This window comes from Streptomyces sp. NPDC052910 (genome assembly GCF_055585605.1).
In genome coordinates, this window is record NZ_JBVJJR010000018.1 from 16,717 (window position 1) to 27,513 (window position 10,797).

The following is a 10,797-nucleotide window of genomic DNA, read 5'->3' on the forward strand; positions in this document are numbered from 1 at the left end:
GGACCCCGGAGCGACTTCCGGGGTTCGGGCCTTCGACATGGCAGGGGCGACCGGGTTACGTCTCGTTGAGGGCCGCGCGTTCCTCGGCGGTCAGGGGCGTGACGCCGGTGAGGCGGATCGCGAGTTGCCCGGCACGTGTCCAGGCGATCCGGTCGTCCGTGAAGGCCACGAAGTCCTGCTCTACCACGGTGGGCAGGGACCAGCCGGGATGGTGCTGGTAGACCCGGCCGTGGACGCCCAGGAGGCGCGGCCGCTTCACCCAGACCAGGGTGTGCCGACGGCGGAGTGCGGGACACTGCCTGGCCGCGGCGACGGCGCAGGTCCTGCACACCGGCGGGTGGGCGGTGACCTCCCCTTCCCGGAGGGCGTCGATGCCTTGCATGTCCAGGAGCCACAGGAGGCCACGGTCGGTCTTGGTGGCGGGTTTGGCGCAGACCTGGCAGAGCAGGCCGGCCATCGCGCGACGCTGGCGCTGGGGGTGAATCCGTCCGAAGTCCGGGCGGCCTCGCCCCCAGGCCAGGGTGTAGGTGTTCCACAGCACCCCGTGGAGGTTGTCCCGGTCGTATGGCTGCTCGTCGAGGTAGGCGATGCCTCCTTGCGGGCGCGGGATGACCACGGTGATCCGGGGCCGTTCGTGCTCCCAGGCGGTGATGTACGGCGCGCGGGCCGTCGGCCTCGGAACGGTGCCGCTCGCGGTCACGGCGTCTCCTTCCGCGGCGCCGGCAGGGACGGACCAGCGCCTTGAGCGACGATCGCGGCCGGCCCGGTGAGTTCGAGGGCGCCGTCGGCGGTGACTGTGACGTGGAGGCGGCCGCCGGGGAGGTCCACCGTGTAAAGGCCCATCGCGGACTGCTGGTCGGCGTGGAGGACGGCGGTGACGGCGGCGCAGGCGCCGGTGCCGCAGGCGCGGGTCTCGCCGACGCCCCGCTCGTAGACGCGCAGTCGGAGGTGCCGGTCGCTGAGGCGGACGGCGAAGTCGACGGTGACGCCGTGGGGGTAGGCGTCGGCGGGGGTGACGGTGGGTGGGGTGCGGAGGTCTCCGGTGTGGTCGAGGTCCTCCAGGAGGACGACGGCGTGGGGGTTGCCGACATCGACGTGGAGAGCGGGCCAGCGGCGCTCGCCCACGGTGACGTAGAGGTGGTCGGGGCCGGGCAGGCGCGGGCGTCCCATCAGGACGGTGACCGGGCCCTGGAAGTGGCGGCTGCGGGCCGGGACTCGGACGTGGCGGATGCCGGCGCGGGTGGCGATGGGGAGGGTGCCGGGCGGGACGAGGCCGCTGTCGACGAGGTAGCGGGCGAAGACGCGGATGCCGTTGCCGCACATGGCCGCGGTGGTGCCGTCGGGGTTGCGGTAGTCCATGAACCACTCGGCCTGGGCGGTCATCGTGGCGGCCTCGGGGGCCGCGGTGGTTCGGACCGCGCGCAGGAGGCCGTCGGCGCCGATGCCGGCGCGGCGGTCGCACAGGCGCCGGACCTGGTCGGCGGACAGGTCCAGGCTGCCGCCTGGGTCGGGCAGGAGTATGAAGTCGTTCTCGGCGCCGTGGCCTTTGAGGAAGGCCTGGGCGGCGGGGAGGAGAAGCGGGGTCACGGGTGGTCGCCCTTTCCTAGCGCGAAACGAATCCACACTGTGTGACCGGTTTCTTCGTGGTCTGCCGTGCCGAACTCGGTGCCCAGGAAGAGCACGGGGAGTGCGCGCGCCCAGTGACGGACGAGGGCCTCGGTGATGGGTGCTTCGACGCGGACGGAGCCGCCCTCGTCGATGATGCGGGCGGTGGCGCCGGATAACGCTGTGAGCTGCGCGCTCACCGAGTGGATGGCGGCGGTCCGCGGGTCGTAGGCCACTGCGCCCCGTTCAGCCCAGGAAACATTCACACAGGGTGTTATTAGTCACTAGTTTCTGAGCTAGTGACTAGATTGTCAATCGTTGGAGATCGACATCCCAGGGACAGGAGAGGTATGGCTGACGGCACGTCACGCGCCCTCCACCCCTACGAGAGGGTTGCTGCGATCTTCCGCGAGCGCATCGCCGACGGCACCTGGCCCGCCGGCTACCGGCTGGCCTCGCGAAACGAGCTGGGCGCCGAGCTCGGCGCCGGCGAGAACGTGATCCGCCGTGCCCAGGAACTCCTGATCACCGAAGGCCTGCTGGAGGGCCGCCCCGGCGCGGGCACCTTCGTACGGCCCCGCCACACACGCCGCGCCATGCCACGCACCCAGCCCCCCGCCACCGGTCCGGCACCGGCCGGCTTCACCGGGACCTGGGAGTCCGACAGCACCGCCAAGGTCCCCGCCCCCGCAGCCATCGCCGACCGTCTGCAGATCGCCCCCGGCGCACCGTGTGTCCGCACCGCCTACGAGTTCCTCGCCGACCGGCAACCCGTGATGCTGAGCGCGAGTTGGGAGCCCATGGAGGTCACCGGCCGCACCATCGTCGTCCTGCCCGAGGGTGGCCCCCTGGCCGGTCGGGGCGTCATCGAGCGCATGGCCCACATCGGCATCGCCATCGCCCGCATCGCCGAGGTGCCCCGCCCGGTCCACCTCACCGAGGACCAGGCGCAGTTGCTCGGGATGCCCACCGGCGCACCAGCGTTGTTGATCGAGCGCACCCACTACGACACCGGCGGCCGACCGGTCGAGACCGCGGACATCGTCGTGCCGGACGACCGGTGGGCGGTCACCTACGACATCCAGCCGCCCGCACCGGCCAGCATCTGACGGCGGGCACATGGCCCACTCGGGCCGAGGAGGGGGAACGACTCGTGTCTGCACCACCGCGCCGCAGCCCGACAGCCCGGGCCTTCGACACCCTGGCCTCGCCGGCGCTGACCAACGGGCTCGCGATCACCGGCGTCATCACACCGGTCGCCGCCTGGGCTACCTCCCAGCCCGCCACGAAGAACCTGTTGATCATCGCCGAGACGGTGATCGTGATCGCGCTCCTCGCCAGCCATTTATGGCTGCGCAGCCGCTACATCACGCTGCGGCGGGCCAATAACCTCAGAGCCATGGATGATCCGCGCTATTACGAACTCGTCCGCGCGCACGTCGAATCCGAACTGATCTCGGAGTACTCCGAGATCGCCGACGGGCACATGCGGGTGTACGCCAGCGACGTGCCCCGCCTGTCCGTGACCCTGGTACGGACACTCGTCGAGTCCCAGTCCGAACCCCAGCGGATTCTGGCTGCCGACCTGACCACCGACCCCACGCTGCTCACCCGCCGCCGGGAGTACCTGGCCGCGAACCGGCAGATGATCGAAGCCGGCGGCGAGATCCGCCGCATGTTCATCGCCCACCGCGACGACCTGGCCCGCGAGACCTACGCGCGCGACCTGCTCGCGCTCGTCGACGCCCACCGGCAGATCGGCGTCACCTGCGGCCTCGCCGTCCGCGAGCACCTGCGCCCGGAGCAAGCCGTAGATTTCATCGTCCTGGCGGCCGCGGCCGTCCTCGTCGAGGAAGAGCAGGGCGACGCCGATTACAGCCGCGGCCGTTCCACCGTGCACTTCAAGGGCATCAGCCGCTGGCGCGAGCGCTTCGAGTCCGCCTGGGGGCAGGGCGCCGGCACCGCCCCGATCCGCCTCCAGACCTACGAGGTGCTCACCCGGCCGATGCTGGAGGCCAGCGCCTGGGACAGCGCCCGCGTCCAGCAGGCCGTCAACGGCTTGTAGAACCCGTCGCCTGTACGAAAAAAGGGGCCCGGCCGGAGCATCATCGCTCCGGCCGGGCCCCTTGTGCTGTTCTTCACCGTGGCGGATCTGGGAAGGACGGGCGACCAGCGTCACGTCCCCGTCAGAAGTCGGGCCAGTCGTCCGAGATCACGATCCGCGCGACGTAGATCCGCGGACCGTCGTCGCCCGGCTGGCCCTCCCGCACGTGGTACTCGGCCATACCGAGGTCCCGTGTGAGCGGCATGGAAAACCACCCGGGTTGCCCCAGTACCGGCCGCGCGAGCGGGGGGACAGCGTCGTCGCGCAGCTCGACGAGCAGGTTCACCACGGCGGAGAAAACCGAGGCCGAGGCCTCGGGGGAGAGCAGCGGGGAGATCGCCGGCGAGAGCTCGATTCGGTCGTCCTCGCCCTCGCCGTCGTCTTCCTGCTGGTAGTGCTCATCACTCACCGGTTGGCCGCCTCGCGTGCCGCCAGGGCGTCACGGACGGCCCGTGCCGCCGGGCGCCCCGGGGCAGTGCCGCTCTCGACAGCGGCACGGGCCGCCTTCGGCAGCGGGGTGGCATACAACGTGGCCCGCATCCACCAGCGGCGAAGCACGCCGAGCAGCTCGTGCTCGTCCGCTTCCCCCATCTCCCGGTAGAACTCCATCCGGTCCGCCGGAGGGAGCGCCTCCGCCACCCCGTTCTGGGTGCGGGGGATCGCCGGCGCCCCGCTGTCGCCGTAGTGCACCGGTTGTGCGCTCATCGGTTCCCCTTCCGTCTGCCTCGATTCTGCCCTCTCCAGAATGCTGCGATCGACCGGCTCGGCACGGCGCTCGGCGTCCAGGACGGCAGCGCAGGTCTCGGCCGGGTCGCCGGTGTGGATGATCGCCTGCTCGTGGGGGGCCGGGGGCTCGAAGCGGGCGAAGAAGTCGTCCAGCGCGGCGGGGCTGACCGTGAGCGCGTTGGCATCCTCGCGCCGGTTGCGGTCGGCCAGGCGCCGCAGCAGCTCGTCCCGGTCGACCGGGAGGTAGACCAGCCGCCACCGGCCGCCGGCGGCCTCGACGAGCTTCTTCCAGGCGTCGCGGTCCGCCTGGAGCCACAGGCCGTGGTCCAGGACGACGTCGTCCCCGGCGGCCAGGTGCTCGGCGAGCCGGCGGCGGATCGCCTCGACGACGGGGCGTTCGCGCTGGAAGTAGGTGTCCTCGGGGTAGTCGATGCCGTAGCGGCCGTGGAGGCTGTGGACCTCCTCGTCCACGGACAGCCGGATCATCCCCCGGTCGGCGAGGGCTTGGGCGAGGGTGGTCTTGCCGGAGCCGGTGATGCCCACCAGCAACACCGCCATCGGCTCGCGCGCGATCACGTCCACCTCTCGCCCTCTCGGCCGGGTCTCCGGCCTCCATTCTCGCCGACCGGGGCCGCCTACCGGCGGGTGTTCGCGGCAGGTGGGCGCCAGCGGGTGACGATGGTGCGGGCCTCGTCCGCCCACCCGGCCGGCAGGCCGTCGAGGGTGACGCGGCGGAAGCCGAGGCGGGTGTCGGCGACGTCGATCCGCCCGTGGTGCCGGTCGATGTGTTCCAGCAGGCGCCCGGCCTCGTCCCGTACGGCCGGGGTGTGCTCGGCCCAGGTGCCGGAGGCGAAGTTCTCCACGCGGCGCCGCAGGTCGTCCAGGACGCCCGCGCGCCACTTGTAGTGGTGCACGCAGGCGAGGGCGTCCGGGTCGGGCTTGTGGCCGGGAGCCCGGTGGTTGCCGGAGGCCACGGCAATGCCGGGCCGTACGAGGACGATCTTGCGGGGGTCGCCGTGCAGGAGCCGGTGGGTGAGGTGTCCGCCGAGCGGGAAAGCGCGGTCCAGCCCGGTCTCCGCCCGCCAGTGGGCGAGGCGCCCGTCGGGGGCGACGCGGTCGAGCATCAGCCCGCCCACCACCGGCCGCCCCGCTGTCTCCGCCTCGGCGATCACCTCCGTGATCGGGGCGGGGTAGGTGTGGAGCTCGTCGGAGTCGGCGAGGAGGTGCCAGCCGGGCCCGGCCTGCTCGCGCAGGGTGTCGCGGAGACCTGTGTTGGTGTGCTCGTGCCACGGCCCGGTGCTGACCGTCGCCGGGGCGACGCCGAGCTCTGCGGCGGTGGCCAGCATCTGGTCCCGCCAGGGGGTGGGGGTGTGGTCGGGGAAGTGGAAGGCGAGGCGGAAGTCGGTGATGCCGAGCGCGCGGTAGTGGGCGGTCCAGGCGGTCAGCAGGGCCGGTTCCACGGGGCCGATCACCGCGACCATCACGGGCGGGGCGGGCGTCATCGCAGCTCCTTGGTCAGGCGGGTGTAGGTGGTGGTGAGGAAGGCGGCCTGCTCGGCCGCCGTGGCCATACCCACCGCTGCTGGCGCCCGGAGGCCGGGCCGCGGCGGCCCGGCGGCGAGGTGGTCGAGGACCGTGGCGAGGGCGCCAGGGTCGCCGGCCGGGAACAGTCGGACCCACGGCTGCCCCGCGAGACGAGCGGTGAGGGCCGGGTCGTGGTCGGAGACGATCAGGGGAACGCCGAGGCGGGCGGCGTCCATGACCAGCCCGGACTCCTTGCCCACCCCGGGCCGGCGGGTGACCAGGGCCGCGTCGGCGGCGGCGTAGACGAGGCGGAGGACCTGCTCGCCGACCGGGCCGGGCACGGTGTGGAGGTGGACCTGCGGGAGCTGGTGCCAGCGGGCCAGTACCTCCTCGTCGAGCGGGGTTCCGGTGACCACCAGATGCAGCGGGGCGGTGAGGCGGGCGAGGGCGGCGTCGATGGTGGCGATGTCCTTGTAGGGCCACCAGCCGCCGACCAGGCACACCGCCGTGGCATCGGCGGGGATGCCGAAGGCGGTGCGGGCGCCGTCCCGTTCGGCCCCGGTGAGCCGGTTCCCATCGTCGACCGCGAAGGCCCGTGCCTCCCCGGTCAGGCCGGGGAAGGCGCCGGTGCACTGGTCCCGGACGGCCGCCGTCGGGTACAGCGCGATCACCCGCCGCTCGCCGCGGCGGGCGAGTCGACCGAGCAGCCGTACCGGCGCGTCCTCGGCGGTGACGGCTTCGTGGACGAACCGCAGGTGGGGCTGTCCACCGAGGAGGGCGGCGGCGCCGTGCAGGGCCTCGCTCGCGCTGAGCACCACCACCGCCGACGGCTCCTGGACGATCCGTCGGGCTGTCCGCAGGCAGGCGGCCTCGGTCAGGCATCGGGCGATCAGCGTGACTTGGTGCGGGGCCCGCCGAAGCGCGAGCGGCCACTGCCGGGAGGCGAACGCTTTCTGCCCGGCCGCGGAGACAGCGGTTGCCCACTGGGCGGCGGCAAGCAGCACCGCTGCGGCCGGGCCCCGGGCGCCGGTGATGAGCCGGGCGCCGGCCTGGTGGAGCGGGCCGGGGTCGGCGGCGCCGTACGGGGCGATGACCACGCTGCCACCCCGCGCGGCGGCGAGCGCCGCCAGGGTGCGCGGGTGGTGCCCACCGAGCTGGTGGGCACCCGGCTCGATGAGCACCAGCGGCTGCTGGCCGGTCATCCGGCGACCGCCTGCTCGCCGTGCGCGGCCGTGAACCGGTCCTTCAACCACGCGGGATCGTTAAGCGCGTCGAACCGGGCCGTGTCCCGTGCGGCCTGGCGAGCGAAGGCGATGCCGTCGCGGGCGCCGGCCGCGGCGTAGGTGGCGAAGTCGCCCTCACGGCTGGCCGTCCAGGCGTCGAGCCGGGCCTGGGCGTCGGTGTCGGCCATGCCGTACTCGCTGCCGCGCGCGAGCATCGCGCACTCCCGAAACCCCGCCTTCCACGCGTGGTACGGGCTCTGGTTGAACCGGGTGGTCCCCGCGGTGTCCTGGCAGAACTCGACCTTGCCGGGGAGCGCTGCGAGGACATCGACGGCCTCGCCCATCTCCCGCAGCGCCTCCCGCCGGATGAGCTTGAGCCCGCCGTAGCCGTAGGTCAGCCCGTTGACCGGGTTGACCGCACGCCACACCCGCATCGACATCCCGTCGGCCAGCGGTTCGACGTCGGCGGCGGGGAAGCGGGTGTCGATGGAGAAATCGCCGTCGGCGAGGAAGAACTGCTCGGTGTCGGCCAGCTCTGCCGTCAGCCGGTAGGCCCGGCGCATGCCCCGCACCCCATGCAGGCGCTTGACCGTGCCGCCCAGCACCCGGCCCAGACGGCGGTGCAGCGCGTTCGCCATCGGCTCGTCGTACGACAGCAGGACCGCGTCGAAGCCGCTGGTCATGCGATCGCCTCCAGATAGCGGGCGGCGACGGCGGCCGGGGCGAAGTCGGCGGTGGAGGCGTGGGCGCGCTTGGCGTGCACGCGGTAGAACTCGCTGTCGGTGGCCAGCCGGCGGGCGATCTGGACGGCTTCGTCGCCGGTGTCGAAGAGGAGCTCGTCGTCGATGTGCTCGGCCAGCCACCCGGTGCGCGGGGCGATGACCGGCAGGCCCATCCCCTGGCAGTCCACCACGCTCATGGACCAGGGACACCCGGGGCGGAACGGGGCGATGCCGAAGTGGGCGCCGGCCAGCATGTCGCGGTAGCGCACGCGGTCGCCGCGGTCGGAGGCGATGGTGACGCCGTCGAGGGCGGCGAGTTCGGAGCGGTGGCGTTCGGGGCTGGGGTCGAGGCGGACGCGCTCGGGGCTGCGGGTGCCGAACAAGTCCATCACCATCAGCTCCACCGGCGCCCCGGCCGCCAGACGGCGGGCGAGGGCGGTGAAGCGGGCGGTGCCGTAGTGCGCGTACAGGCGGTGGTTGTAGACCGCGGTCGCGCGGCCGACCGGCGGCAGGGCGTCGGCGGGGTCGCGGACCAGGCGCTCGTCGCGCGGGGCGGGCACGACGTGCAGCTTCTCGGTGACCTCGACGCCCGTACGGTCGGCGGCCGCCGTGGTCCAGGACGCGGCCGTGGCGGAGTGGACCAGGACCCGGTCGCAGGCGGCGAGGCCGGCGGCGAAGGCCAGCAGCACCGGCCGCCCGAGGCCGCCGTCGTTGAGGGAGGGATCAAGCTTGAGGTCGCCGTCGTCGGTGAACGAGAACGGCAGGTAGTGGCAGTACCCGGCGATCCGCGCGTCCGTCCCGGCTTCGAGGAGAGCGGCGCGGATCGCGGGGGCGGCCTCGACCTGGTTGGCCACCACCACCTCGGGCCGGACCCGGCGGACGAGGGCGACGAGTTCGTCGAGGCCGGGGTCGAGGCGGGCCCGGTACTTCGTGGACGGCGAGATGGTGGGCGCGAAGCCCACCCGGGCATCCCCAGCGGGGGCCGGAGCAGCCACCGTCACGTCCACGCCCGCGTCAGCCAAGGCCGGGGTGAGGAGGTCGGCGAAGGTGAAGCCGGAGTCGGCCGAGAGCCGTCCGGGGTTGGAGATGTTCAGCAGGTACAGCAGCCGCATGATGCTTTTCCCTCCCGTCGGCCCGGGTCCATCCGGGCCGGTCATGGGAAGGAAACCGGGGTCAATAGCGGTGATGGGATGGTGAACCGGTCTCACTCACGGTTCACTCACCCTCGTCATCAACCAGCCGGCCGGGGCGGGGGCTTCGATGGGAGAACAGCACGATGCGGTGAGCGCGGAGCAGGCAGCGGAGGCGTTCGCCGCTGAGACCGCCTACTGGCGCGAGGTGCGGGGCCTGTCCAAGCGGGCCCTGGCCGCGGCCATGGGCTTCGACCCCTCGTACGTGAGTCACGTGGAGTCCGGGCGGCACCGGCCCACCGAGGACTTCGCCCGCCGGGCGGACGAGGCCCTGGGCGCCGGCAAGGCCATCTGGAAACGGTGGTGCGACTACGAGGCGGCCAAGGCCCGCAACGGGCGGACGGCGGCGGCTCCGCCGGCCCCGCGGACGGCGGCCGAGCAGCCGTACGCGACCGGCTCGGCACTCATGGTCGAGCACGACGCGGCCCGGCTGGACTACGACGGGCGTCTGTACCGGCTGACGATGCGCCGGCGCTTGCGGAACACCGGCGCCGAGCCGGTCACCCGCTACCTGATTCGCATCAGCGTCGACCGCTACCCGGGCGAGCCGGAGCGGTCCAACGCCCATTACCGCACCTACCCGCTGACCTGGGACGAGCTGGCGCTGGGCGCGACGTGCCGCGGGGAGTCGATGCGGTGGGAGGCCAAGCATGACCGCGATGCCTTCAAGGAGGTCTGGCTGCTGTTCGAGAACGACCAGGGCCGCTTCCCGCTCTACCCCGGCGAGTCGGTGTGGATCGAGTACGCCTACAGCGTGGGGGATGAGAAGTGGGGCCGGTGGTTCCAGCGGGCGGTGCGGCTGCCCACCGAGCACCTGGAGGTCCAGCTCGCCTTCCCTGCTGCCCTCGACCCGGTCGTCTGGGGCACCGAGACGTCCATGACCGCCGAGGCGTCCCCGCTGCGGACCGCCCCCGTCCGCCGGGACGAGAACGGGACGCGGTTGTTCTCCTGGACGACCTCCCAACCGGCCCTGCACGCCCGGTACCGTCTCGAATGGCGCTTCCGAGCGGCCCGGCCTGAACCCAAGACGAGCGACGGGGAGCTGACGTGACGACGGTGCGGCCCAGCGAGCAGATGCGAGACCTCGGCGTCGTGCAGTACGGCGCCCCCGTCCTCGCCGAGGCCGCCCGGCCCTTCGCTCTGCCCGCCGAGAAGGACACCGCCGAGCAGACCGTCGAGACGCTGTTCGCGGCGATGGAGCGGATCGCGCGCGTGCACCCCTTCGCCAAGGGCATGGGCATCGCGGCGCCGCAGGTCGGCATCGGCCGGGCGGCGGCCGTCGTCCAGCCGGCCGACCCCGCCGCCGCCGCGATCGTCCTGCTCAACCCCCGCATCAAAGTCAGCTCGCAGGAGATGGACGAGCAGTACGAGGGCTGCCTCAGCTTCTTCGACGTCCGCGGCATGGTCCCCCGCCCCCTGTCGATCACGGTGGTGACCACCGAGCTCGACGGCACCGAGGTGATCACGGCGTACGAGCGCGGACTCGCCCGGCTCATTGCCCACGAAATCGACCACCTCGACGGGCTGACCTACCTGACCCGGATGCGGCCTGGCGTCGAGCCGATCCCGGTGGAGGAGTACCGGCAGACCGGCCGGACGTGGGCGTACGACCAATAGCACCGTCGCCCGTGCCCTGGGCCGGCCGGGCCCGCTGCACCTTCCAGCGGACCGCCGCCTGACCGCGAACCTGCAGACGTGAAGCCC

At 72.8% G+C, this 10,797-nt stretch carries 13 protein-coding genes; 4 read left to right on the forward strand and 9 right to left on the reverse strand.

Annotated elements, in window-relative coordinates; translation table 11 throughout:
- Positions 1-55 precede the first annotated feature (55 nt).
- The 3 genes from ACZ6X9_RS33415 to ACZ6X9_RS33425 are packed head-to-tail and all read right to left on the reverse strand — an operon-like array spanning position 56 to position 1,805.
- Positions 56-700 carry a hypothetical protein gene (locus tag ACZ6X9_RS33415; protein WP_469781807.1) on the reverse strand — a complete coding sequence of 215 codons (645 nt, stop codon included), beginning with the start codon at positions 698-700 and terminating at the stop codon, positions 56-58.
- Complete coding sequence (gene dapF / locus ACZ6X9_RS33420) at positions 697-1,587, reverse strand: diaminopimelate epimerase (RefSeq protein WP_469781808.1); 891 nt, start codon at positions 1,585-1,587, stop codon at positions 697-699. Before dapF ends, ACZ6X9_RS33415 begins: the two co-directional genes overlap by 4 nt.
- Positions 1,584-1,805: a hypothetical protein gene (locus ACZ6X9_RS33425; RefSeq protein ID WP_469781809.1), complete on the reverse strand. Its 222-nt coding sequence runs from the start codon at positions 1,803-1,805 to the stop codon at positions 1,584-1,586. Before ACZ6X9_RS33425 ends, dapF begins: the two co-directional genes overlap by 4 nt.
- 150 nt (positions 1,806-1,955) lie before the next feature.
- Here ACZ6X9_RS33425 and ACZ6X9_RS33430 point away from each other — a divergent pair, with 150 nt between their 5' ends.
- Complete coding sequence (locus tag ACZ6X9_RS33430; RefSeq protein ID WP_469781810.1) at positions 1,956-2,714, forward strand: GntR family transcriptional regulator; 759 nt, start codon at positions 1,956-1,958, stop codon at positions 2,712-2,714.
- A gap of 44 nt (positions 2,715-2,758) precedes the next feature.
- Positions 2,759-3,670, forward strand: a complete 912-nt coding sequence (locus ACZ6X9_RS33435; RefSeq protein WP_469781811.1) for a hypothetical protein — start codon at positions 2,759-2,761, stop codon at positions 3,668-3,670.
- A gap of 121 nt (positions 3,671-3,791) precedes the next feature.
- Here ACZ6X9_RS33435 and ACZ6X9_RS33440 read toward each other — a convergent pair whose 3' ends face one another.
- Genes ACZ6X9_RS33440 through ACZ6X9_RS33465 form a run of 6 tightly spaced genes read right to left on the reverse strand, consistent with a single transcriptional unit; the run spans position 3,792 to position 9,015 of the window.
- Positions 3,792-4,118, reverse strand: a complete 327-nt coding sequence (locus ACZ6X9_RS33440; protein WP_469781812.1) for a hypothetical protein — start codon at positions 4,116-4,118, stop codon at positions 3,792-3,794.
- On the reverse strand, positions 4,115-5,017 hold the full coding sequence (locus ACZ6X9_RS33445) for a P-loop nucleotide/nucleoside kinase family protein (protein ID WP_469781813.1): 903 nt from the start codon (positions 5,015-5,017) through the stop codon (positions 4,115-4,117). The genes ACZ6X9_RS33440 and ACZ6X9_RS33445 overlap by 4 nt, the downstream gene beginning before the upstream one ends.
- 53 nt (positions 5,018-5,070) lie before the next feature.
- Positions 5,071-5,937, reverse strand: a complete 867-nt coding sequence (locus tag ACZ6X9_RS33450) for a glycosyltransferase family 2 protein (protein ID WP_469781814.1) — start codon at positions 5,935-5,937, stop codon at positions 5,071-5,073.
- Complete coding sequence (locus ACZ6X9_RS33455) at positions 5,934-7,160, reverse strand: glycosyltransferase family protein (RefSeq protein ID WP_469781815.1); 1,227 nt, start codon at positions 7,158-7,160, stop codon at positions 5,934-5,936. Before ACZ6X9_RS33455 ends, ACZ6X9_RS33450 begins: the two co-directional genes overlap by 4 nt.
- Positions 7,157-7,864: a hypothetical protein gene (locus ACZ6X9_RS33460; protein ID WP_469781816.1), complete on the reverse strand. Its 708-nt coding sequence runs from the start codon at positions 7,862-7,864 to the stop codon at positions 7,157-7,159. Before ACZ6X9_RS33460 ends, ACZ6X9_RS33455 begins: the two co-directional genes overlap by 4 nt.
- Positions 7,861-9,015 carry a glycosyltransferase gene (locus ACZ6X9_RS33465; RefSeq protein WP_469781817.1) on the reverse strand — a complete coding sequence of 385 codons (1,155 nt, stop codon included), beginning with the start codon at positions 9,013-9,015 and terminating at the stop codon, positions 7,861-7,863. Before ACZ6X9_RS33465 ends, ACZ6X9_RS33460 begins: the two co-directional genes overlap by 4 nt.
- A 148-nt stretch (positions 9,016-9,163) precedes the next feature.
- On the opposite strand from ACZ6X9_RS33465, the gene ACZ6X9_RS33470 reads away from it, so the two are divergent.
- Entirely contained in the window at positions 9,164-10,144 is a 981-nt protein-coding gene (locus tag ACZ6X9_RS33470) for a helix-turn-helix domain-containing protein (protein WP_469781818.1), read from the forward strand.
- Positions 10,141-10,710, forward strand: a complete 570-nt coding sequence (locus ACZ6X9_RS33475; protein ID WP_469781819.1) for a peptide deformylase — start codon at positions 10,141-10,143, stop codon at positions 10,708-10,710. The genes ACZ6X9_RS33470 and ACZ6X9_RS33475 overlap by 4 nt, the downstream gene beginning before the upstream one ends.
- The last annotated feature ends 87 nt before the right edge of the window (positions 10,711-10,797 follow it).